General features: G+C 71.5%; 21 protein-coding genes and 3 pseudogenes. 13 read left to right on the forward strand and 11 right to left on the reverse strand.

Going from position 1 to position 22,126, the window contains the following annotated elements:
- Nucleotides 1-65 precede the first annotated feature (65 nt).
- Nucleotides 66-740 (forward strand): annotated as a pseudogene (locus tag KI388_RS15590) (HAMP domain-containing sensor histidine kinase); the annotation flags it as partial.
- A gap of 91 nt (nucleotides 741-831) precedes the next feature.
- Here the strand turns inward: KI388_RS15590 and KI388_RS09705 are convergent.
- The 5 genes and pseudogenes from KI388_RS09705 to KI388_RS09725 all read right to left on the reverse strand — a co-directional run.
- A pseudogene (locus KI388_RS09705) lies at nucleotides 832-1,206 on the reverse strand (MoaD/ThiS family protein); the annotation flags it as partial.
- The gene (locus KI388_RS09710) at nucleotides 1,199-1,642 is read right to left on the reverse strand and encodes a CBS domain-containing protein (RefSeq protein WP_215086443.1); all 444 of its coding nucleotides are present in this window, start codon (nucleotides 1,640-1,642) and stop codon (nucleotides 1,199-1,201) included. The gene KI388_RS09710 and the pseudogene KI388_RS09705, both read right to left, overlap by 8 nt.
- 88 nt (nucleotides 1,643-1,730) lie before the next feature.
- Nucleotides 1,731-2,642, reverse strand: a complete 912-nt coding sequence (locus tag KI388_RS09715) for a 1,4-dihydroxy-2-naphthoyl-CoA synthase (protein ID WP_215086444.1) — start codon at nucleotides 2,640-2,642, stop codon at nucleotides 1,731-1,733.
- Between the two features lie 188 nt (nucleotides 2,643-2,830).
- Nucleotides 2,831-3,070: a hypothetical protein gene (locus KI388_RS09720; RefSeq protein WP_215086445.1), complete on the reverse strand. Its 240-nt coding sequence runs from the start codon at nucleotides 3,068-3,070 to the stop codon at nucleotides 2,831-2,833.
- Nucleotides 3,071-3,176: 106 nt separating this feature from the next.
- The gene (locus KI388_RS09725; RefSeq protein WP_215086446.1) at nucleotides 3,177-3,950 is read right to left on the reverse strand and encodes a GTP cyclohydrolase III; all 774 of its coding nucleotides are present in this window, start codon (nucleotides 3,948-3,950) and stop codon (nucleotides 3,177-3,179) included.
- A 215-nt stretch (nucleotides 3,951-4,165) separates the two neighbouring features.
- Here KI388_RS09725 and KI388_RS09730 point away from each other — a divergent pair, with 215 nt between their 5' ends.
- From KI388_RS09730 to KI388_RS09755, 6 genes are all read left to right on the forward strand, one after another.
- Nucleotides 4,166-4,945 (forward strand): HAD-IIA family hydrolase, encoded by a 780-nt coding sequence (locus tag KI388_RS09730; protein WP_215086447.1) that lies wholly within the window; start codon nucleotides 4,166-4,168, stop codon nucleotides 4,943-4,945.
- Between the two features lie 264 nt (nucleotides 4,946-5,209).
- Nucleotides 5,210-6,544 (forward strand): DUF92 domain-containing protein, encoded by a 1,335-nt coding sequence (locus KI388_RS09735; RefSeq protein ID WP_215086448.1) that lies wholly within the window; start codon nucleotides 5,210-5,212, stop codon nucleotides 6,542-6,544.
- A 1-nt stretch (nucleotide 6,545) separates the two neighbouring features.
- A complete protein-coding gene (locus KI388_RS09740) occupies nucleotides 6,546-7,037 on the forward strand; it encodes a GNAT family N-acetyltransferase (RefSeq protein ID WP_215086449.1) in 492 nt (163 codons plus the stop codon).
- Nucleotides 7,038-7,121: 84 nt separating this feature from the next.
- Entirely contained in the window at nucleotides 7,122-7,505 is a 384-nt protein-coding gene (gene hisI / locus KI388_RS09745; RefSeq protein ID WP_215086450.1) for a phosphoribosyl-AMP cyclohydrolase, read from the forward strand.
- A 3-nt stretch (nucleotides 7,506-7,508) separates the two neighbouring features.
- A complete protein-coding gene (locus tag KI388_RS09750) occupies nucleotides 7,509-8,702 on the forward strand; it encodes a hypothetical protein (protein ID WP_215086451.1) in 1,194 nt (397 codons plus the stop codon).
- Nucleotides 8,703-8,782: 80 nt separating this feature from the next.
- Nucleotides 8,783-9,181, forward strand: coding sequence for a hypothetical protein (locus tag KI388_RS09755; RefSeq protein ID WP_215086452.1), 399 nt, complete (start codon nucleotides 8,783-8,785; stop codon nucleotides 9,179-9,181).
- Nucleotides 9,182-9,269: 88 nt separating this feature from the next.
- Here KI388_RS09755 and KI388_RS09760 read toward each other — a convergent pair whose 3' ends face one another.
- Nucleotides 9,270-9,437 (reverse strand): hypothetical protein, encoded by a 168-nt coding sequence (locus KI388_RS09760; RefSeq protein WP_172863962.1) that lies wholly within the window; start codon nucleotides 9,435-9,437, stop codon nucleotides 9,270-9,272.
- A gap of 89 nt (nucleotides 9,438-9,526) precedes the next feature.
- On the reverse strand, nucleotides 9,527-10,078 hold the full coding sequence (locus KI388_RS09765) for a hypothetical protein (protein WP_215086453.1): 552 nt from the start codon (nucleotides 10,076-10,078) through the stop codon (nucleotides 9,527-9,529).
- 161 nt (nucleotides 10,079-10,239) lie between these two features.
- Here KI388_RS09765 and KI388_RS09770 point away from each other — a divergent pair, with 161 nt between their 5' ends.
- Nucleotides 10,240-13,020: an AAA domain-containing protein gene (locus tag KI388_RS09770; RefSeq protein WP_215086454.1), complete on the forward strand. Its 2,781-nt coding sequence runs from the start codon at nucleotides 10,240-10,242 to the stop codon at nucleotides 13,018-13,020.
- Nucleotides 13,021-13,033: 13 nt separating this feature from the next.
- On the opposite strand, the gene KI388_RS09775 is transcribed toward KI388_RS09770, so the two are convergent.
- The gene (locus KI388_RS09775; RefSeq protein WP_215086455.1) at nucleotides 13,034-13,738 is read right to left on the reverse strand and encodes a DUF47 family protein; all 705 of its coding nucleotides are present in this window, start codon (nucleotides 13,736-13,738) and stop codon (nucleotides 13,034-13,036) included.
- A gap of 94 nt (nucleotides 13,739-13,832) precedes the next feature.
- Nucleotides 13,833-14,906 carry a phosphoribosylaminoimidazolesuccinocarboxamide synthase gene (locus KI388_RS09780; RefSeq protein ID WP_215086456.1) on the reverse strand — a complete coding sequence of 358 codons (1,074 nt, stop codon included), beginning with the start codon at nucleotides 14,904-14,906 and terminating at the stop codon, nucleotides 13,833-13,835.
- A 168-nt stretch (nucleotides 14,907-15,074) separates the two neighbouring features.
- Between KI388_RS09780 and KI388_RS09785 the strand changes: the two genes are divergently transcribed.
- A complete protein-coding gene (locus tag KI388_RS09785) occupies nucleotides 15,075-15,692 on the forward strand; it encodes a tRNA (cytidine(56)-2'-O)-methyltransferase (RefSeq protein WP_215086457.1) in 618 nt (205 codons plus the stop codon).
- 16 nt (nucleotides 15,693-15,708) lie between these two features.
- Here the strand turns inward: KI388_RS09785 and KI388_RS09790 are convergent.
- Nucleotides 15,709-17,201, reverse strand: a pseudogene (locus KI388_RS09790) (ATPase domain-containing protein).
- Nucleotides 17,202-17,274: 73 nt separating this feature from the next.
- Between KI388_RS09790 and KI388_RS09795 the strand changes: the two are divergent.
- Entirely contained in the window at nucleotides 17,275-18,861 is a 1,587-nt protein-coding gene (locus tag KI388_RS09795; protein WP_215086458.1) for a PAS domain-containing protein, read from the forward strand.
- 31 nt (nucleotides 18,862-18,892) lie between these two features.
- Here KI388_RS09795 and KI388_RS09800 read toward each other — a convergent pair whose 3' ends face one another.
- Nucleotides 18,893-19,858: a hypothetical protein gene (locus KI388_RS09800; RefSeq protein ID WP_215086459.1), complete on the reverse strand. Its 966-nt coding sequence runs from the start codon at nucleotides 19,856-19,858 to the stop codon at nucleotides 18,893-18,895.
- A 192-nt stretch (nucleotides 19,859-20,050) separates the two neighbouring features.
- Here KI388_RS09800 and KI388_RS09805 point away from each other — a divergent pair, with 192 nt between their 5' ends.
- The 3 genes from KI388_RS09805 to KI388_RS09815 are packed head-to-tail and all read left to right on the forward strand — an operon-like array spanning nucleotide 20,051 to nucleotide 22,062.
- Nucleotides 20,051-20,575 carry a transcription factor gene (locus KI388_RS09805; RefSeq protein WP_215086460.1) on the forward strand — a complete coding sequence of 175 codons (525 nt, stop codon included), beginning with the start codon at nucleotides 20,051-20,053 and terminating at the stop codon, nucleotides 20,573-20,575.
- On the forward strand, nucleotides 20,575-21,270 hold the full coding sequence (locus KI388_RS09810) for a DUF2110 family protein (protein ID WP_215086461.1): 696 nt from the start codon (nucleotides 20,575-20,577) through the stop codon (nucleotides 21,268-21,270). Before KI388_RS09805 ends, KI388_RS09810 begins: the two co-directional genes overlap by 1 nt.
- A gap of 12 nt (nucleotides 21,271-21,282) precedes the next feature.
- Nucleotides 21,283-22,062 (forward strand): DUF5803 family protein, encoded by a 780-nt coding sequence (locus KI388_RS09815; RefSeq protein ID WP_215086462.1) that lies wholly within the window; start codon nucleotides 21,283-21,285, stop codon nucleotides 22,060-22,062.
- Nucleotides 22,063-22,126: the final 64 nt, after the last annotated feature.

Below are 22,126 nucleotides of genomic sequence, written 5' to 3' on the forward strand. Positions count from 1 at the left end.
TGATCGGCTCTCTCGGTGGGTTACTGATCGGCATCCAAGAGTCGAGGGTGCGGATCCGAACGGAGGAACTCGAAGCGCGGACCCGCGAGCTACGGGACCGAGAACGGAACCTCGAACGGCAGAACGAACGGTTAGAGCAGTTCTCGGACGTCGTCTCACACGACCTGCGAAACCCGCTGAACGTCGCCAGCGGACGGCTGGAACTGGCCCGCGAGGAGTGCGACAGCGAACACCTCGCGGACGTGGAGAGCGCCCACGAGCGCATGGAAGCGCTGATCTCCGACCTCCTGACGTTAGCACAGCAGGACCGGTCCCCGACTGAGTGGAGCGGCGTTCGACTCGGGGACCTGGCGGAGGGCTGCTGGGGGAACGTTCAGACGGGCGACGCGACGTTGTGTCTCGAGAGCGAGGCGACGGTCCGCGCCGACGAGGGGCGGCTCAGCCGACTGTTCGAGAACCTGATCAGAAACGGCGTCGAACACGTCGGTTCCGACGTGACCGTGACGGTAGGCGACCTCGACGGCGGCTTTTACCTCGAAGACGACGGGCCCGGAATCCCGCCGGGTGACCGTGGTGACGTATTTAAGACGGGACACACCACCTCGGAGCAGGGGACCGGCTTCGGACTGAGTATCGTTAAGCAGATCGTCGAGTCCCACGGCTGGGAGATACGAATCGCAGAGGGCGCGAACGGCGGCGCCCGGTTCGAGGTCACCGGCGTCGAGTTCGCGAACGAATAGCACCGCCGTGCCGACCGCGCGCCCTCCGAACGGCCGCACTCGGCGTCCGAACGGTCGCACCCGGCCGCCGCATCCGCGAGCGCGACGTTTACTAACAGCGGAACATGAAGAGGTAGACCAAGGCGACGCGGTCGCCCGCCTCCAGTTCCGTGTCGAAGCCGTTCTCGTTCTCGTTGAAGCGGCCGTTCACGAGGATCCGAGCGTACGCGATGGTCTGCTCGCTCACCGGGTCCTTCGACCACGTCCCGGGTGGCTCCTCCGGCGCCGGCGCCCAGCCGCTGTGGGTGGCGTCGGACTCCGACTCCGCGATCAGCATGTCCTGGAGCTCCGGGTAGTCCTCGAACAGCTCGTCGAGGAAGGCGCGGAGCGTGTCGCCCTCGAAGGTGTACTCGAACTCGAACACGCCGAGCTCCGTGCGGACGTGCCCGGTACGCCGGACGGTGACGGTCGTCTCCGCCTCAGTCGCGGAGGTCGTCCGACCGCTCCGACCAGCCGGTCGCGTCCGTGGCGAGGTCGTGGACCTCCCGGCGGATGCCGGCGTAGTTGTCGACGACGTCCTGCGTGGTGACGATCCCCTTCGGCGTCACGCCGTCGACGACCACGAGCTTCTTGACGCCCTCCGACCGCATGCGCTCCGTCGCGGCCCGGAGCGTCGCGCCCGGCGTGACGGTGACGAGCGGCGCGCTCGCCGCCTCGCGGACGGGAATCGAAGAGAGGGGGTCGTCGGTCGCGTAGCCGGCGTGGAGGACGTCGCTCTCCGTGAGGATGCCGGCCGGCGTCCCGCCGTCGGTGACGACGACGCTGCCGACCCGGTTCCGGAGCATCCGCGCCGTCGCCTCGCGGACCGTGGCGTCGACGTCGCAGGTCACGAGGTCCGTCGTCATCACCGCCTCGACGAGCATGCCCTCGGCTACCGCGCCGGGACACTTGTAGGTGCCTGCCGGAGGCGCGGCGCCGAGCGGCGGTCCCGTCGCGCGACGCGGCCGCCGTTCAGTAGTGCCACGGGTACTCGCGGAACGCCGGCTCCCGGCCCTCTAGGAACGCGTCGCGGCCCTCCTGCGCCTCCTCGGTCATGTACGCGAGGCGTGTCGCCTCGCCCGCGAACACCTGCTGACCGACCATCCCGTCGTCGGCCATGTTGAACGCGTACTTCAGCATCCGCATCGCGGTCGGTGACTTCCGGGTCATCTCGTCGGCCCACTCCAGCGCCACCTCCTCTAGCTCGTCGTGCGCGACGACCTCGTTGACCATCCCCATGTCCGCGGCCTCCTCCGCGGAGTAGGTCTTCCCGCGGAAGAACACCTCGCGGGCCTTCTTCTGGCCGATCTGCTTCGCGAGGTAGGCCGACCCGAACCCGCCGTCGAACGAGCCCACGTCGGGGTCGGTCTGGAGGAACTTCCCGTGTTCCTCACTAGCGAGGGTCATGTCGCAGACGACGTGCAGCGAGTGGCCGCCGCCGACCGCCCAGCCGGGGACGACCGCGACCACGGGCTTGGGCATAAAGCGGATCAGCCGCTGGACTTCGAGGATGTGGAGCCGGCCCGCCCGCGCCGAGCGGACGAGGTCGTCGTCGTCGTCGCCCGCCTCGTCGTCGTCGCGGTACTCGTAGCCGGAGCCGCCCCGGACCGACTGGTCGCCGCCCGAGCAGAACGCCCAGCCGCCGTCCTTCTCCGAGGGACCGTTCCCGGTGAGGAGGACGGTGCCGACGTCGGCCTGCTTGCGCGCGTGGTCGAGCGCGGCGTACAGCTCGTCGACCGTCCCGGGGCGAAAGGCGTTGCGGACCGCCGGTCGGTCGAAGGCGATCCGGACCGCCGGGACGTCGACGGCGCGGTGGTAGGTGATGTCGTCGAACTCGTCGGTGACCGCCTCCCACGCGTCTGGGTCGAAGATCTCCGAGACCATGCGGGAGCGTGGGCCCGACCGCTCATAAACGGCGCCGGATCGACGGCCGGAGCCCCGGCCCGGAGAGGAGGGAGAGCGACCCGCCGGCTCAGGGAGACGCGTCTCTGTCGCGCTCCGCGACGAAGACGGGGAGCCGGGGCCAGCGTCGGGGGCGGACGCCGGGACCGCCGCTCGCCCGTCGGGACCGGTCAGTCGTTCTGCGCGTACGCACCTTTCGGGTGGCCCTTGTGCTGGAGGTTCCGGTTGTCGCGCTCCCGCGTCGCGGTCGCGGGGATGACCTCGCGGGCCGGGTCGATCTCCGACCGCGGCGTCCCGGTGTAGCCGTGGTCCGGGTGCTCGGAGCAGTGCGCCATCGCGTCGTGCGAGCCCTCCCACGGGCCCTCGTCGCAGCCGTCCGCCGTACAGACGAACACTATTTCCTCTGACATGCTATCCGCGAGTTCCCGGGCGGTGTATAAAAATCTCGCACCGAAATTATCAGGTTTGATTCCACGCGGGGGAGCGAAAAACCCGATAGACTGCGGGGCCGCGCCGTCAGTCGCCGGCGGCGGGCGTCCCGAACAGTTCGACGCTCGTCCCGTCGTGCCGGCAGTCTTCGAGGGCGTGTTTGGCGGCGAACCCGGCCTCGTGGGCGGACGCCCCCCGGCCGACCCCCACCTGGAGCTCGATGTCGACGTCGTCTTGCACGTGTGCGACCGCCGACGAGAACGCCGCCTCGGGGAGGTCGGGGCAGACCGCCACCACGTTGTCGCCGCCGACGAAGAAGGAGAGGGCGCCGTGCGCCTCGCGGAGGTGGCGCATCAGCGAGCCGTACGCCAGTTCGATGTTGATGAACGTGTCGAACTCGTTGAGTTGGTCGGTGTACTTGCCGGTGGCGTTGACCACGTCGAAGTGCGCGACCTGAAGGTCCGACCGCTCGGTCTCCGAGAGGTACTCGCCGGCGAGCACCTCGGTCCGGCTCTCGTCTTGGGCGCTACCCGCGGTCTGGAGCCGTCGGTTGGCCGCTTCGAGGGCGTCGACGGGCCGCTCGGCGACGGCGGTCCCGAGGCTCACGCTGACCGGGTACCGGTTGCCGATCGACTCCTGAAGGGTCGCGTGGGCCGCGCCGTCGACGCCGTTCGTCACCGCGATCATGTTGTCGAACCTGGTGAAGAAGACGTAGGCGTCGCGGTGGCCGAGGAACTGGGCGACGTCGGCGTAGAGCCGCGACTGGAGCGTCTGGAGGTCCATCTCGCGGCGCGGCTCCGGCGTCGTCGTCCACGGCCCGTAGTTGTCGATCTGGACGAGGGTCACCTGGGTCGTCGTCACAGTAGACACCGATACGGAACGCTGCCGCTTTACCCTTCCGTTATCCCGAAGGTGGGACCGGTATCGAGTTCGTGATCCGCGTCCGACCCTCGATCCCCGCTTTCGGCCCGCGTCGCTCCCGTCGTGCGCCGGGTCGGAGTCGTCCGGCGCGGGGCAAGGTCCTCCGGCGGGAGCCCGGGCGCAACCCCTACGGCCGTGGCGGTCTCACCTCGGATATGGAATTCAGCGGCGCCGTCCTCGACGTCGACGGCACGGTCGTGCGCGGCGACGACCCGATCCCGGGCGCTCCGGCGGGGTACCGGCGGCTCCGCGGGGCGGGGATCGAGACCCTGTTCGTCTCGAACAACCCGACGAAGGCGCCGCCGGCGTACGTCGACCGCCTCGGCGCGGCGGGGTACGACGTCGACGCCGAGCGCGTCTTCACCGCGGGCAGCGTGACGACGCGATACCTCAGGAAGCACCACGCCGACGACGACCTGCTCTGTATCGCGGAAGCGGGGCTGTTCGACCAGTTCGCGGCGGCGGGGCTCTCGACGACCGACGACGTCGACGCCGCCGACGCCCTGGTCGCCTCCATCGACCGCGAGTTCGACTACGGGGACCTCTGTACCGCGCTGTGGGCCTTGGAGCGCGACATCCCGTTCATCGGCACCGACCCCGACGTGGTGATCCCGGCCCCCGAGCGCGACGTGCCCGGGTCGGGCGCCGTGATCAACGCAATCGCCGGCGTGGCCGAGCGCGACCCGGACGCGGTCCTCGGTAAGCCGTCGGACACCGCGATCGAGATGGTCCGCGAGCGGCTCCCCTACCCGCCCGAGGAGTGTCTCGTCGTCGGAGATCGGCTCGACACGGACATCGCGCTGGGCGAGCGCGCCGGGATGACGACGGTCCTCGTCCGCTCGGGCGTCACCGGCGGCGACGACCTCGCGACCGCCGAGGTCACCCCCGACTACGTGCTCGACCACCTCGGAGAGATCGACCGCGTCGTCGGCTGAGGACCGCGGTAATACCTCCGCTACGTGGACAACAGTTATGTGGGAGCGAGCGTACCACCCTCACATGGGAGTGGTTGACTCACACGAAGGTCGGACCGGGGACGACGAGGAGGATCCGGAGGAGTCCGTCCGCGTGCTGGAGGGACACGCGGTCCAGTTCAACGAGTACCGATACTGACGGCGTCGCCGCGTCGACCGGGGCCTGCGACCGACCGCCCGACGGCTGTCGGGACCGTTAAGTGGTCGTCGGGGGTAGCCGAGGGTGTGATACGGAGGCTCCGACGAGCGGGTGTTTTCGCCGCGGTGGCCGCCCTGGCGATCCTCGCGCCGGCGCTCGAGACCGCCGCCGCGGTCCCCTTCTTCGCCGTCGCCGGAGCGGCCTTCTTCGGCGTCCGCGACGGCGAGTGGTTCGAGACGCTCGCGCTGCCCGGCGACCGCGAGGAGGAGCGCCTCTACGGGTTCGTCGCCTTCGCGCTCGCCGGCGCCGGCCTCGCCCTGTTCACGTCGCTGCCGCGCGCGCCGCTGCCGTACGAGGCGTTCGCGGCCGCGACGCTCGCCGTCGGCGCCGGCCGCCTCGGGCGGACGCTCGTCTCCGAGCGGACGACCGACGAGTTCCCGCTCGTCGCGGGCTACGTCGCCGCCGGGACCGCGGCCGCGCTCGCCGGGCAGGTCGCGGTGCGGCTCCAGACCGGCGCCCCGGTCGACGGCGCGACGCTTCCCGCGCTCACGTTCCTCGCGGCCGCGGCCGCGCTGACGGCCGCGCTCGTCCGCTCGCTGGTGTTCTCCCGGGACGCGCACATCACGACGATCCTCGTCGCGTTCGCGGTCTGGGGGTTCCTCGCCCTGGAGCCGACCGTCGACGCGCCCCTCATCCTCGTCGGCCTCGCGGTGACGGGCGCGCTCGGCTACGTCTCCTTCGCCATCGGTACCGCCTCGGTCGCGGGGATGCTCACCGGCGTCCTCTCGGCGCTGCTCGCGGTCGTCCTCGGCGGCGTCGGCTGGTTCCTCACGCTGATGTCCTTCTACGCGCTCGGGGGGCTCGCCTCGAAGTACCGGTTCGACGAGAAGGCGGAGCGGGGGGTCGCACAGGAGAACGAGGGCGCGCGCGGCACCGGCAACGTGCTGGCGAACTCCGCGGTCGCGCTCGCGGCGGTGGTCGGCTACGCGGCCGCGCCCCACCTCGCCGTCCCGGCCGCCCCGCTCGGCTTCGCGTTCGCGGGCGCGACGGCGACCGCGATGGCCGACACGCTCTCATCGGAGATCGGCGGCCTCTACGACGGGCCGCGGCTGGTGACGACGCTCCGCCCCGTCGAACCGGGGACCGACGGCGCGATCACCTGGCAGGGCGAGCTGGCGGGGCTCTCCGGCGCGCTGCTCGTCGGCGCGCTGGCCGCCGGCGGGGCGCCCGTCTTCGACCCGGTCGTCGCCGGCGGCGTCGCCGCGGGCGGGGCCGTCGTCGCGGCGGGCGTCGCCGGGATGACCGTCGACAGCCTGCTCGGCGCCCTGATCGAGGGCGACCGCGTCGGCAACCAGACCGTGAACTTCCTCGCGACGGTCTCCGGCGCGGCCGTCGCCGTCGCGCTCTGGGCGGTGGCCTGAGATGACGGGCGACGAGGCCGCCGACTCCGGAGGGGACGGACGCGGCGACGAGTCCGGGGAGCGCGATGTCTCCGACCCGCGTGTCCGCCCGGGACGGCCCGCCGACGCCGGCCGGATCCGCGAGCTTCAGTCGCACCTCCGCCAGCCGAGTCCGGACCTGCTGGAGTACGGGCTGGCGGTGGGCGCCGCCCGGGTGAGCGTCGCGAACGGTCGCGTCGTCGGCTACCTGCTCCCGGTCGACGGGCCGAACCGCCGGGGGGTCCACCTAGCGGAACTCGTCGTCGCGCCCGGCTTCCGACGCGAGGGGCGCGCCCGCGGCCTGCTCCGCACGGTGATAGCCGACGCCGACGGGCCGGTCACGCTTCAGGCCCATCCCGACAACGACGCCGCGCTCGCGCTGTACGAGTCGCTCGGCTTCGAGGTGGTCGAGCGGCGCCCGGGCGCGTACGCCGACGGCGACGCGCTCGCCCTGCGCCTCGTCCCGGACGCGTAGCGGTCGGGCGGCGGACCGCCGCCCCGCGACCCCTCGACCGCCGCAGACACAAGGACTATTCCAGCGCCACGCCTCCGGACAGCCATGAGTGACGCCGACGCGGAGACCGGGTCGATCGAGGTCGACTTCGGGGAGGACGGGCTGGTGCCGGCGGTCGCACAGGACGCCGACTCCGGCGAGGTGCTGATGCTCGCGTACGTCTCGCCCGAGGCGCTGTCGCGCACCCGCGAGACCGGCGAGGCCCACTACTACTCCCGGTCCCGCGAGGAGCTGTGGCACAAGGGCGGCTCCTCGGGACACACCCAGTCGGTCCGGGAGGTACGGGTCGACTGCGACGCCGACACCCTGCTGTACCTCGTCGAGCAGGAGGGCGGCGCCTGCCACACCGGGCACCGGTCGTGTTTCCACCGGACGATAGGCGGCGAGAACGTGGGCGAGCGCGTCTTCGACCCCGACGAGGTGTACTGACCGATGGCCGACGGGGACGGCGGGACCGGCAGCGACCGGACCGCCCGCGGCGGCGCCGAGGGCGACGCGGACGACCCCGTCGCCGCGGCGGGCGAGGCGGCCGCGCGGCTCCGCGAGCGCTACGACGAGCTCCGCCGAATCGAGTCCCGGATCGACGGCTACGGCCGCGACCGCGTCGAGGCGGCCGCAGACGCCTACCGCCGCGCGCACCGGATCCTCGACCGGTACGAGGAGGACGCTGTCGGCTCCGGCGACTTCGAGTCGTACGTCCGCTTCCGCGGCGAGTTCGGTGACGCGGTCGACGTCGACGACGACACCCCCGCCGGCGACGCCTTCGGGGCGGCCGACGAGGCGGTGGACAAGCGCCGGCTCTCGGAGTCGGACTTCGCGGCGGCCCGCGAGGCGTTAGAGCCGGCCGGAGAGTTCGTCGACCTCTTGGAGGCGTACGACGACGCGGTCGACGACTACCGGGCGAGCCGGAAGGCGGCGCGCGAGGCTCGAAAGCGGCTCGACTCGCGGCTCGACGAGCTCCGCGAAGTGGCCGAGATGGCCGACGCCGACCTCGACGCCGACCTCGACCGCCTCCGCGGCCCGATCGAGGCGTACAACGAGGGGCTCCGAGAGGCGTTCCGGGAGTTCTTCAAGTCGGCGTCCGCCCGCGAGGTGTTCGACTTCCTCGACCGCGCGGACGGGACGCCGTTCGTCGACGTCGACGTGCCGCCGACGGACCTCGCGGAGTACGTCGAGACGCACGCCGCCGGCGAGGAGCCGCCAGCGACCCTGCTGGAGTACGCCGACTACACCAACTCCAAGCTGGAGCACTACGTCGACGACCCGGGGGCGCTCCGCACCGCGGTCGCGGTCCACCGGACGTACCTCGAACGCCTCGACGGCGAGCCGCTGACGCTCGACTGGCCGCCGAAGCCGGGCGACGAGCTCGCCTACGAGATAGACGAGCTGGTCCCCCTGGTCGGTCGGATCGCGGACGACGACGTCGTCGCGACCCTGCGCTCGGTTCGCGAACTCGCGCGGGGCGACGACCACGAGCGGCTCCGCCGCGCGGCAGCGGTTCGCGACGCGCTCGACGACGCCGACCTCGCCCTGATCGAGCGCGGCGAGGCCGAGGAGCGGCTGACCGAGGCCGAGCGGACGCGCTCGACCGTCGACGACGTGCTCGCGGAGACGGAGCGGGACTGAGCGCCGCGGTCCGCCGACGACCGGCGCGGCGACCGCCCCGGAGTGCGGATTTTTAAGCCCCGTCGCGGTCGAGCGTGGGTATGACCCGATTCGACGCGGCGACGGAAGACGAGCGGCTGAAGCTGTTCGCGGACGCCGCGGCCGCCCACCGCGCGCGCTCCGGCGACGTGCTGACCGTCGACGTCGACCCCGACAGCGACGACACCGAGGGCGGCGAGGTGCCGCCGTGGATCCAGCTCGCGGGCACGGAGCTAATTCTGGACTGTACCGACGAGGAGCTGGATCGCCTGAAAGACCTACTCGAAGAGTTCCCCGAGTTCCGGATCGACGAGCTCGTCAGCCCGGAGGAGGCCGAGGGGACGAATGCCGTCGTCACCGCGCGCTCGGACGCGAACCGCGTCGCGGGGTTCATGGAGCGCGCCTTCCGCGAGGTGTACGAACTCGACGCGGAGTATCGGGCGTGGGTGACGGCGATCTGACGCTACGCGGTCGACGCGGGCCGGCGGCCGCACCGGCTCCGTCGTCGATCGGCGCGGGCCGGCGGCCGGACCCGTCACCGGTCCCGAGTCACTTCGCGAAGTAGCTCGTGAAAAAGCCCGAGAGGAAGGAGCTGATCGCGACCGCGACGAGGAGGTCCGCCGTGTCGTGGTCGCCGTCGCCGGCGGTGAGCCAGGTGACCGCGACGCCGATGCCGAGCGATATCACGCCGTTCGCCGTGTCTTCTTTGAGTCCCATAGGCCCCGTTGGCGACGGAGTAACAAAACCGATGCGGCGGGCTCGCTCTCGTCCCGACGAACGGGCGGCCGCGACGAGGCCGCCGCGCCTCAATGGAAGCCGCGGTCGACGTCGTCGTCCTCGATCAGGTCGTCCAGCTCCGAGGTGAGCAGCTCCTCGGCCTCCTCGAAGGTGTCGGACAGTTCGTCCAACTCCTCGGGCCGGCCGTCGAACTCGTACTCCATCGGGCCGAACGCGGGCGACTCGACCGCCTCCATCACGTCCTCGAAGAGGTGGTCGGGGTCGGTCGGCGCCTCGGCGTGGACCTTCAGCGTCTCCGTGAGCCGCGTGGCCATCTCCTCGGCGTGGTCCTCGTCTTCGGGCGCCGACCGGACCGCGAACCGCCCGCCGCTCTCGGCGTCCGGGAGGAGCGGGTCGAGTTCGTCGTCGACCTTCCGGGCGACCTGCGCACCGACGCCGCGGAGGTCGCGGGGGTTCTTCGCGTACGTCTTCAGGTGGTAGAGACCGACGCTCGGGTGGCCGAAGTAGAGGTCCTCCCCTAGGCCGCCGCGGCGGGAGCCGGCGACCGCGCGCCAGCCGTCGGGGTCGGTCGAGTCGCTCGCGACGTCCGCGAGGATGTCGTCCCAGTCTCGTACGCGCATGTCGGTCGACGGTAGGGGCGCGCGAGCTCAAGAGCGTGTCGGTGGCGGCGGGGCAGGCGGAGCGGGGGGCGGGCGGGCCGCGGCGACGCACCGGCCAGCGGAAGGCGGCGGCCGACCGCGACCACCGACAGCGTTTTTCGCCGCCGCCGCCGAGCGGGGGCGTGAACGTTCGGGGGCCGATCGTCTCCGTCGGGGAGGCGCGGACGGTGTCGACGTCGTACGGCGAGCGCGACCTCCGCGAGGTGCGGGTCCGGCCCGACCGCGGCGCGGGCGACCCGGTCGACGTGACGCTGTGGGGCAAGTGGACGGAGACGGCCGAACACGCCGAGCCGGGGATGGAGCTTCTCGTCACCGACCCGGAGGAAGACGAGTACCGCGGGGAGACGGGGTACGCGACGACCGACGAGTCGTGGGTCGTCCTCCAACCCGACTTCCTCGTCGACGTGACGGGGATCCGGTCGTGGGTCCAGTGTCCGCGGATGTACTATTTAAATAAGCTCTCGGGGATCCCGCTCAACTACCCGGTCGTCAAGGGGACGGTCGTCCACGAGGTGTTCGGGGACCTGCTGCGGGGGATGGAGCTTGAGGCCTCCGTGGAGGACCGCGTCGCGGAGGCCGGCCTCGAACTCGGCCTGCTCGGCTACGAGACCGAAGAGGTCGAAGACGAGGTGCGCCGCAACGCCGCCGCCGTCGAGGGGTGGCTCGCGCAGGGAACGCTCTCCGACGAGGACACGTGGCGCTCGGAGTTCACCCTCATCTCGCCCACGTTCGGGTTAAAAGGCCGCGCCGACGCGCTTCGACGAGGGACGCCGGTCGAGCTGAAGACGGGGAAAAACACCAAGCGGGAGCCGCGCTTCCACGACAAGGTCCAGGCCGCCTGCTACGCGCTCATGCTCGACGAGCGCGGCGTCGACCCCGACATCGGGACGCTGCTGTACACGAAGAACACCGCCTTAGACCGCAACGAGGAGTCGGGGGACCTCGCGCCCGCCAAGGAGTTCACCGTCGGGCGCGGCTTCTTGGAGTTCGTCGTGCGCGAGCGCAACGCCCTCGCGGCGATGGAGTGGCGCGCGCTCAACGACCCCGGCGAGCGCCCCACGGTGCCGACGGGGTACGAGGCGGACGCGACGTGTAGCTACTGCTTCGAGCAGGACACGTGTATGGTCGTCTCCGGCCGGCTCGACCAGGAGTCGAAGGCGGGACAGGTCGGGACGCCGGTGCCCGACGCGGAGCGCGACTACTTCGACCGCTTCTACACCGCCATCGAGGAGGAGCGCCGCGAGACCCACGCCGAGTACCGGAAGCTGTGGGAGCAGACCCCCGAGGAGCGGGCGGCCGACGACCGCGCGCTGATCGGCCTCGAACCCGTCGCACAGACCGAAATCGACGACGCCCGGTGGGAGCTTCGCGCCCGGAAGCCGGGCGACGCCGTCTCGAAGCTCCGCGAGGGCGACGTGGCGCTCGCGAGCGACGGCGACCCCGTCTCGGGCCACGCGGAACTCGGTCGAATCACCGAACTCGGGGGCGACGAGGTCGTCGTCGAGACGGACGAGCCGGTCGAACTGCGTCGGCTCGACGTGTACCCCTCGGAGATATCCGTCGACCGCTCGCTCACCGCGCTCCACGACGCGGTCCTGAAGGGCGACCCCGACCGCAAGGACGTGCTGTTCGGCCGTCGGGCGCCGGAGTTCCGGGAGCCGGCCGACCGCCCGACCGGCAGCCCCGGAGCGGAGGACTCGGATGCCGCCGAAACCGGCGCCCCCGACGCCTACATCGACAACAACGACGCCCAGAACGAGGCGGTCGAACTCGCGGTCGACGCCGAGGACCTGGCGCTGATCCACGGCCCGCCCGGCACCGGGAAGACGTACACCATCGCGCGGACGATCCGCGCCTTAGTGGCGGAGGGGAACCGAGTGCTGCTGTCGGCGTTCACGAACCGCGCGGTCGACAACGCGCTGGAGGCGCTCCGGGATCAAGGGTTCGAGGACTGGGTCGCGTCCTCGCGACCAGATGTAGCCGGTGAAACCGGCGGAATCCTGCGCGTCGGCACCGAGACCGGCGTCCGCGACGACATGCGTGACGTGCGGCTGGTCCAGCGCGGCGAGCCGAACGCGAAGGCGGGCGAACTGCGGGACGCGCCGGTCGTCGCGGCGACGACCGCGACCTGCGGCTCCCGCGTCATGCGCGAGTGCGAGTTCGACGTCGCCCTCGTCGACGAGGCGTCCCAGCTCACGGAGCCGGGCACCCACGCCGCGATCAACCTCGCGGACCGGTTCGTGCTCGTGGGCGACCACGAGCAGCTCCCCCCCGTCGTCCGCGCGGAGAACGAGCTTCAGACCTCCCTCTTCCAGCGCCTCATCGAGGAGTATCCCGACGCGAGCGTCATGCTCGACCGCCAGTACCGGATGAGCCAGCGCATCCAGGCGTTCGCCTCCGCGGAGTTCTACGACGGCGCGCTCCGCCCCGCGACCCCCGAGGTGGCCGGGCAGACGCTCGCGGACCTCGGCGTCGACCCGGACGCGCTCGCACCCGAGCTGACCGGCGGCGTCGGCTTCGTCGACCCCGACGGCGAGCGCGACGGGAACCGGAACGTCCGCGAGGCCGAGCGCGTCGTCGCGGTCGTCGACGCCTACGTGGCCGCCGGCGTCGACCCCGATGATATCGGCGTGATCGCGCCCTTCCGCGCGCAGGTCGCGGAGATCGGTCGCCGGACCGACGTGACGGTCGACACCGTCGACCGCTTCCAGGGCTCCTCGAAGGAGGTGATCCTCGTCTCGCTCGTCGCGACCGGCGACCTCGACGGCCCCATCTTCGAGGACCACCGCCGCGTGAACGTCGCGCTCACTCGGGCGAAAAAGCAGCTGACGATCGTTGGCGACGCCGACGCGCTCGGCTCCGACCCCTTCTACGCGCGGATGCTCGACTGGGCGCGGCGGTGAGAGCGCGGGCGGCCTACGACCCGTCGGCGTCCGTGACGATCCCCGGCTCCTTGCTCGCGATCACGACGATCCGGTCGGTGAGGTCCTCGATCGTGTTCGCGAGCTCGTCCAACAGGATCGCGAGCTCGCGGTAGACGAGCGGCTGGTCGACCGCGTCGTCCGCGAACGCGGTCTCGATGGCGTCGTTGCGGAGGTCGTCGCACTCGCTTTCGAGGTCGCGTATCGACTCGATCCCCTCGCCAAGTGACTCCGTGGCGTCGGTCCGCGCGAGCCCGCGGACGAACCCCTCCGCGACGTCACCGAGGAGCACGACCATCTCCGCGATCCGGCCGGCCATCTCGCGCATATCGCCGAAGGGCTCGACGCCCGCGTCGGGACGCATCATCGCGACCTCTTGGACGATCCGCTCGGTGTGGTTCGCGACCACGTCGAGCTCGTTGTAGAAGTCGAGCAGGGCGGACTCGTTGAAGTTGATCCGCGTGTTCAACAGGCCGATGTCGTCCGGTCCGGCGTCGGTGATGAGCGCCGTGAGCCCGCGGACGAGGTCGTCGCACTCGCTTTCGATCGCGGCTATCTCGTCGACCGTCTCGGCGTACGGCCCGTCGTTCGCGTACTCGTCGAGCGCCCGCGGGAGGAGGGCGACGCAGTCGTCGATCCGGTCGAGGTACGCGACGGTCTGCGACTCGAGTCGCTCCCCGAAGTCGGCGTCGGTGGACATACGCGTCTCCACGCGCGTCGGGGGTAAAGAGGTTCCTTCGCGTTTCGTCGACCGTGAGGGTTCGCGGCGCTCGACCCGGGTTCACGGACCCGCCCTACAGCGCGTCGACCGCGTCGAGCGCCGTCTCGATGTCAGGGGCGTCGAACCACTCGCGGCCGGTGTACGCGTTCGTCCCGGCCGCGTACAGGTCCGAGACGGTGTCGACGACCGTCGGCGGGAGCGGGTCGGGGTCGCGCCCGCAGAGCTCCCGCCAGTCGTCGGTGTCGCGGTCCGCGACCGCCGCCTTCGCCTCGCTCACGGCCGCGACCCAGTCGGGGTCGTTCGCCTTGTACCACTGTCGGACGACCTCCTTCGAGATGCCGCGGCCGCCGTACGAGAAGCGGTTCTCGTCGAAGGTGCCGACCACGTCCGCGACGCGCAGTTCACCGTCGACGGAGAGGCACTCGATCTTCCCGTCCTCGTGGACGAACCCGGCGTCTGCGGCGCGGTCGGTGACGACGCGGTTCACGTCGCGGGCGAGGGATTCGAGGGCGTCGACGTCGGCGGCGCCCGCTATCTCGTCGGCCTCCGCGCGGGCGAGGTAGCGGTCCTGCCCCTCGTACTTCGTCGAGAACTCCACGACCGGCTCGGGGAGGTCGACCGGCTCGTCGGGCCACTCGCCGTCGGCGCCGCCGAGGTCGTCGAGTCCGAAGTCCGCGGGGTCGGCGCGCTTGCGCAGGCTGGACCCGACCGGGACGCGGTTGCGGAAGACCACCTCCAGCGGGACGAGGTAGTTCTCGTCGCCCGCGGCGTGGAAGGCGTCGTAGTCGTAGCCGGCGTGGGGCCCCTCGTACGGCAGGTCCGGCACCTGCGTCAGGTCGATGGCCATCTCCGTCGGCGGGGCGGTCGCCTCGTCGAGCGGGACGACCTCTGGCGCGCGCCCGTCGCCCGCGTCGGCGTCCCGAGCGGGGTCGACGACGCCGCGGTAGTGGGTCGGGACCCCCTCGCTTTCAAGCAGTTCGAAGTTGAACGCGCCCATCGTACAGAGGCTCGCGCCCTTGTTCGGAACCGCGTCGGGCATCTGCCCCCAGTCGAACACCGAGTAGGCGTCCGTGAAGACGAACCGCCCCCGACCGAGTCCGTCGGCGGTCGCCGGCTCGTCGACGCGGAACTCCTTGACGCTCGTCATGGCGCATATCGCGACCGCCTCCCACATGAAACTTCCAGTTACGTGGTCACATCGCGATCCGACACCACCGTTCGATCCACGAGTGCGGATCGAACTGCGGCGGGCGGCGGCCGTCGACCGCGCGCTCGCATCGAAAGCGACACCCGACTCGCCCTCGCACCCGGTGACATGAACGATGCGCGCGAGGTCGTCGTCCTCCGGTACGGCCACCGGCCGGGGCGCGACGACCGCATGACGACGCACGTCGGGCTCACGGCGCGGGCGCTCGGCGCCGACCGGGTGATATTCCCCGACAACGCCGGGCAGTCGGCGGAGACGGTCCGTGACATCACCGGCCGGTTCGGCGGCCCCTTCGCCGTCGAACTCCGCGAAGACCAGAAGGCGATCGTCAAGGGGTTCGACGGGGTCGTCGTCCACCTCACGATGTACGGCGAGCGCGTTCAGGACGTCGAGGCGGAGGTCCGCGAGGCGGTCGGACTCGACGAGCCGGCGGTGGTCGGGGAGGCGTCGCCGCCGCGGGACCTCCTCGTCGTCGTCGGCGGCGAGAAGGTGCCGTGGGCGCTGTACGAGCGCGCCGACTTCAACGTGGGCGTGACGAACCAGCCGCACTCCGAGGTCGCCGGGCTGGCGGTGTTCCTCGACCGCCTGTTCGAGGGGGCGGAACTGGACCGCGAGTGGGCGGACGCTGACCGACGCGTGGTGCCGGAGGCGACCGGCAAGACGGTGGTCGACGCCGAGGGTGACTCCGACGGCGACGGGGGCGACGAGGCCGACGACCGCGACTGAGTCGTCCGCCCCTCGCCTACTCGTCGCGGTCGCCGCGATCCGGTCCGCGCCGCCGGTCCTCCTCGACGACCTCCGGCGTGCCGCTCAGGATGCCGCGGAGCCCCGACATCGGCTCCCCGACGGTGATCCCGTGTTCCGTAATCTCGAACTCGCGGATGGTCCGCTCGAAGTCGCTCGTCCGCTTTTTCAAGACGCCGATCGCCTTGCGGAGTTCGCCGTCGATCTCGAGGTGGCGGAGGAAGACGATGTTGTCCGCGAGGTAGCTGACGTTCTCCATCGTCGCCTGAAACTCCCCGGTGACGTTCCGCGTCTCGTCGACGAAGATCGCCGTCACGCCCGCGTTCTTGAGGTAGCGACCGAGCGCGTGCATCTGCTGGAGCATCGTCTCGTCCTCGCCGCGCAGGGTCAGCCGATACCCGGAGATGCCGTCGACCATGACGATGTCGGCGCCCTCGCCTTCGACCTCGTCGCGGACCATCCGCGCGAACTCCTGTGGCGACCGCTCTAACGCCTCCACCTCGTTCACCTGAAGCGTCCCCTTCTCCAGCATCTCGTCGACCGGGATGTTGACCGCCCGCGACCGCGAGAGGAACGTCTTCCGGTTCTCCTCGAAGAGGTAGATGACGGAGCGTTCCCCCGCCCCGCGGCCTCCTTCATGAACTGCGTACTGAGGGTCGTCTTCCCCACGCCGGTCGGCCCGCTCACGATGGTGACCGTCCCGCGCTCGATCCCCCCGTGGAGCAGTTGGTCGACCTCGGGGATCCCGGAGGATACCTGCTCGAACTCGGCGTCGTCGCCGCTGCGGGTCCCGGGCCGGAGCGCGGGGTACACCTCGATCCCCGAGTCGGTGACCCGGTAGGCGTGGTCGCCGCCCTGCGTGGCCGAGCCGCGGAACTTCGGCACGCTGACCGTCTTGCCGTACGACGCCGCGTCCAACCGGACCGTCCCGTCGGTGATGAACTCGAGGTCGTCGGTCGGCAGCGACTCGGTGTTCTGGACGGTGAAAAGCACCGTCGCCCCCCGGTCTTTCAGGAAGCGCATGAACCCGACCACCTGCTTCCGGAACTGGTAGTCGTCGGACAGGAGGAAGCGGAGCTGTGTCAGCGGGTCGACGACGACCCGGTCCGGCTCGACCGCGGTGACGCCCTCGACGATCCGCTCGGTCAGCGGCTCGCGTTCGACCTCGGACGGCGAGAACACTTCGTACGACTCGTCCTCGACGAACGCGTCGGCGCTCGGGCTCAGATCGAGGAACTCGATCGCGTCGGTGTCGAAGCCGAGCGCGGCCGCGTTCGCCTTCAGGTCGCGGAGGTCCTCCTCGAGGTTGATGAAGAGCGCCGTCTCCCCCTCGTCGATCCCCTGTTGGAGGAAGTGGAGGCTCAGGATGGTCTTCCCGCTCCCCGCCTGGCCGCGGACCATGTAGCTCCGGGTGGGGACGAACCCCCCGGACAACACCTCGTCGAGCCCGGCGATACCGGTCGACGCTCGTTCGGATAGCGGTGGTGCCATACCTCACCAATCGGGAGGGCTCGTCATATAAATGGGTAGTTCTTAGTGCGTACCGACCGTCTACGTAGGGACGATGGACTCAGAGCCGGACTGGGTACACGGCACCGCCGACGGCGACGAGTCCGCGGAGCGCGAGGCGGGCGACGCCTCGGGACGAGGGGGCGCCGCCGCGGGAGGCGACGGGGGTGCCCCGGCCGACGGCGCCTCGGGAGGCCGCGGTTGGGCCCTCGAGCCCGAGCGGAGCGGCGCGGAGGCCCCGAGCGACGACACGACGGTCCTCCTCCTGATGGACGCCGACCGCGACCGCGAACTGCTTGCCGAGGCGCTGGGCGAGCGGTACCGGATCCGAACCGAGACCGACCCCGCGACGCTCGACGCCGAGTTCGACTGCTGCGTCCTCGACGCGGACGCGTTCGAGGGCGCCGCCGACGCGGTGCGCTCGCGTCGCGAGCGGGCCGACCCCGCGTTCCTCCCGTTCGTGCTGCTGGTAAGCGACGGAGCGCGGGCGGGAGCGACCGACGGCGCGTGGGAGCGCGTCGACGACGTCATCGAGCTTCCGGTCGGCCGGCGGGCGCTGCTCGCGCGGGTCTCGAACCTGGTCGAGCGACGAAAGACCTCGCTTCGGCTCCGGCGGACCGTCGCGGACTTGCGGCTCAAAGAGCGGGCGATGGACGAGGCGCCCGTCGGGATCACCCTCGCGCGGGCGGCGGCGGGCGACGACAACCCGCTCGTGTACCTCAACGAGGAGTTCGAGGCGCTGACCGGCTACGGCGAGGAGGTTCTCGGAACGGACTGCCGGTTCCTTCAGGGACCGGCCACGAGCGACGAGACGCGGGCGGAGATTCGAGCGGCGCTCGACGAGGAGCGCCCCGTGAGCGTCGACGTGCTCAACTACCGGGCGAACGACCAGAAGTTCTGGAACCGGCTCTCGATCGCCCCGATCCGCGACGGGGAGGGGTCGGTCACGCACTACGTGGGGTTCCAGGCGGACATCACCGAACGGAAGATCCGGGAGCGGCGCCTAGAGGTGATGACGCGGGTGCTCAACCACAACCTCCGGAACAAGATGAACCTCATCTCGGGGTACGCGGACCTCCTCCGGGACGACCCGGACGAGGAGACGCGTCGGCGGTCGCTCGACGTGATCGCGCAGACGGCGGCGGACCTGACCGGAATCGCGGCGACCGTTCGGACGGTCGACGAGACGCTCTCGGCGTCGGCCGCGGACGCGGCCGTCGACCTCCGGGAGGAGCTGATCGAGCTGCGGACCCGCGTCCGAGACCGCTACCCGGAGGCGGAGGTGACGCTGTCGCTGCCCGACGACGACCCGATCGAGGTGACGGTCGTCGGCCTGCCCGTCGCGGTCGAGGAGGCGGTCGAGAACGCGGTGAAACACAACGACGCGGCGGCCCCGTCGGTCGACGTGCGCGTCGAACGCCGCCCGCGGGAGCGGGTCGCGGTCGAGGTGGAGGACGACGGTCCGGGGATCCCGGACCACGAGACGAAGGTGTTGGAGGCGGGCGAGACCTCGCTGACGCACGCCGACCGCCTCGGCATCTGGCTGATGTACTGGGTCGTCGGGAAGGCGGGCGGCAAGTTCGACATCGACACCGACGAGGACGGGACGACCGTCCGGCTCGAGGTCCCGACGCACCCGTGAGGCGAGCCGGGCCCTCGGACGCGCGCCGCCGCTACAGCGCGCGCTTCGAGCGGAGCCGGGCGAGCCGCGTCCGCGCCTCCTGCCGGCTCGTCCCGCGGACGCGACCCGTCTCGGCGTCGGCCATGGAGACGAAGGAGAGCCGGTCGAGGAGCGGCGGCCAGTCGCCGGCGCCCGCGGCGTCGCTCGCGAACGCGACCGCGTTGCCCAGCCCGTCCCGCTCTTCGGTCCCCGCCCGGGCGACGAGCGCGTCCGCGGCGCGGCGCCCGCCGGCGACGGCGAGCCGGTCCCCGACCGTCGCGGGGACCCACGCCGGGAGGAGCAGCAGCCAGCAGAGGACTCCGGCGACCGCGTACGCCCACGAGGGGACGCGCTCGCGGTCCGGCTCGTACCCGTGAATCCGGTTGACGCGCCGGTCCGCGGCGGTGCGGTCCCCGCGCCGTCCCACGAGCAGCGTCGCGAGCAGCGCCGCGGTCTCGACGGCCGCGAGCGCCGGGAGCGCCGCGGTCGTGAGCAGCGCCTGCCGCGTCCGCAGCCTGACGAGCGCGTGTCGCAGGGCGGCGTCGCGGTCGGCCTTCGGGAGGGCGAGCAGGCGCGTCGAGACCACCAGCCGGGCGCCGCGGTAGCCGTCCGCGACGGCGACGTTCGCGGCGTCGGCGCGCACGGCGGTCACCGGCGGCGGGTCGACGCCGACCTCGGCGGCGAGCGCCTCGACGCGGTCGTCGACGAAGTCGGCGCGGCGCTCGTCAAGGTCGGCGCTTGGGAGCCGGGCGATCCGTCGGTCGACGAGGACCGGGCCGAGCAGCGCGGAGCCGACGGGACCGGTGACGGCGGCCGCGAGCAGTCCGCCGGGCGCGCCGACCGGGAGCGCGCCCAGTCCGGCGGGACCGAGCAGCGCGGCGATCGGGACCAGCGGGACCGCGGCCAGCACCGCCGGGACGGCGAGGAGCGCGCCGGCGCCGAGCGCGCGTCGCCCCCGTCCGTCGACCGAGTCCGTCATATCCCCGAGTGTGAGCCACGGCGCGTAAAGCTCTGCCGGACCCGCGGGTGGGCGGGGATTCGAGGGGGGTCCGGCGGTGGGTCGGGGACGGGCTGGACGGCGCGGTTCCGGTGGCGGTCCCGGCGGGCGGCGCGGCGGGGACAACCGCGCCTTTCGGAGGTTTTAACCCGATTCCACCACCAGTTTCCCGTAATGGCTTTTGAGGATCTACTGAACGACCCCGTCATCCAGAAGTACCTCCACGAGCTGGTGGGGCCGACGGGGATGCCGGTCGCGGCCGCGCCGCCCGACGGCGAGGTCACCGACGAGGAGCTGGCCGAGGAGTTGGGGCTGGAGCTCAACGACGTGCGGCGCGCGCTGTTCATCCTGTACGAGAACGACCTGGCGACGTACCGCCGCGTCCGAGACGAGGACTCCGGCTGGCTCACGTACCTGTGGACGTTCCACTACGACAACATCCCGGAGAACCTCGAAGAGGAGATGTACCGGCTGCTCGACGCCCTCGAAGAGCGCGAGGAGTACGAGCGCACCCACGAGTTCTACCTCTGTGAGGTGTGTTCGATCCGCTTCGAGTTCGGGGAGGCGATGGACTTCGGCTTCGAGTGCCCCGAGTGCGGCTCGCCGCTGGACGCGATGGACAACGACCGCCTCCGCGACGCGATGGACCAGCACATCGAGGCGCTCCGAGACGAACTCAACGTGGACGTGACCGGCTGATGGTCGTCCTCGCAACCAAGTGCTACGTCGAGGGCGACGCCCGCGACCGCGCGCTCGACGGCATGGACTCGCTCGTCGCCAACGACGTCGGCGAGCTCGACGTCGACTGGAACGTGGGCGTCCGCGACGACGAGTTCGTTCAGGTGGACGTGACCGGCGAGGACGCCCCGGTCGCGCGCAACGTCCTCGCGGAGACGTGGGGCGAGGTCGTCGCCCACGACGGCGGGCTGGAGGCCGGCGAGGAGCACGTCGGCACCCTCGAGTCGTGGGACGACGTGGGGTTCACCCTCGACGCCGGGGTCGACGTGTTCGTCCCGGCCGACGAGCTCGGCCTCGGCGTCGGCTCGCCGGAGCAGGTCGTCGAGCGGTTCGGCCTCGTCCAGCACCTTCCCATGCGGTTCGTCTACGGCGGCGACGCCGGTGAGTCGGACGCAGAGCCGAACCGGCTCGCGGACGCCGAGCGCGACCGCCTCTACGACTGGCAGCGCGGCGACGGGCGGGTGAACGTCAACTCCGCGACCCGCGGCGAGACGCGCGCGACCGTGAACCGCGCGGGCCACGCCCAAGACATCGTCACCGTCGAGCGGCTGGGGCTCCTCGAACAGAGTATCGTCTGCGCGGAGGGGACCGACCCGCCGGGGCTGCTCGCGGCCATCGGCTCGTACCTCCCCGCGGAGATGCGCTGTGTCGTCTGAACCAACTCAACCGTGAACAGACGCTTCGCGCTCGCGGTGGCGGCGGTCGCCCTCCTCGCGGTCAGCGCCGGCTGTCTCGGCTACGCGACCGGCGGCGGCGAGGTGGGGAACGAGACGCTCGACGCCGAGCCGCCCCGTGGGTACGACTTCGACACGGACCGCGACGCCGCGTTCGACCTCTCCACGGACGCGACCTACACCGTCGTGTACGCCGTCGGTGACCGGGAGGAGATGCGGCTGTACCGACAGACGCCGTACGCGGGCGACCAGCCGATGGAGTTCGAGGCGCTCCGGTACCGGTACCCCGACGGCGAGGTAATCACCGGCAGCGAGTTCCGCGCCCGCGGCGGCGAGGTCGAGCGGACGACCGACGAGACGTGGATCCGCTTCGCGGACGACATGGCCGGCGGTAAGCTCGCGTTCTCCGGCGACGGGTCCCCGCGCCGCTTCTCGATGCGCGCGTACGTCGAGGGGTCGTACGCCGTGACGCTCCCGCCGGAGTTCAGCACGGACGTCCCGATCGTCGGCCACGTCTCGCCGCGCGACCACTCGGTCGAGACGGTCGGTGACCGCGACCGGATCGTCTGGGACGAGGTGACGAGCGGGTCGGTAGTGGTCCAGTCGTACCGCGAGGGCGACCTGGTGGTGTTCGGCGTCATCCTCGTCATCGGGGCGGTCGCCGCGGTCGCCGGGACCCTCTACTTCCGGCGACAGCTGGAGGCGCTCCGCCAGCGCCGCCGCGACCTCGGATTAGGCGTCAACGACGACGAGGACGACGACGGCTGGCTCTAGCGGGCGCGACCGCCGGGACTCACCCCCGTCGCCCGCGCCGCGGTCCTTTTCTACCGCGCGCCGC

Source organism: Halorubrum sp. 2020YC2, from assembly GCF_018623055.1.
In the GTDB taxonomy this organism is placed as follows: domain Archaea; phylum Halobacteriota; class Halobacteria; order Halobacteriales; family Haloferacaceae; genus Halorubrum.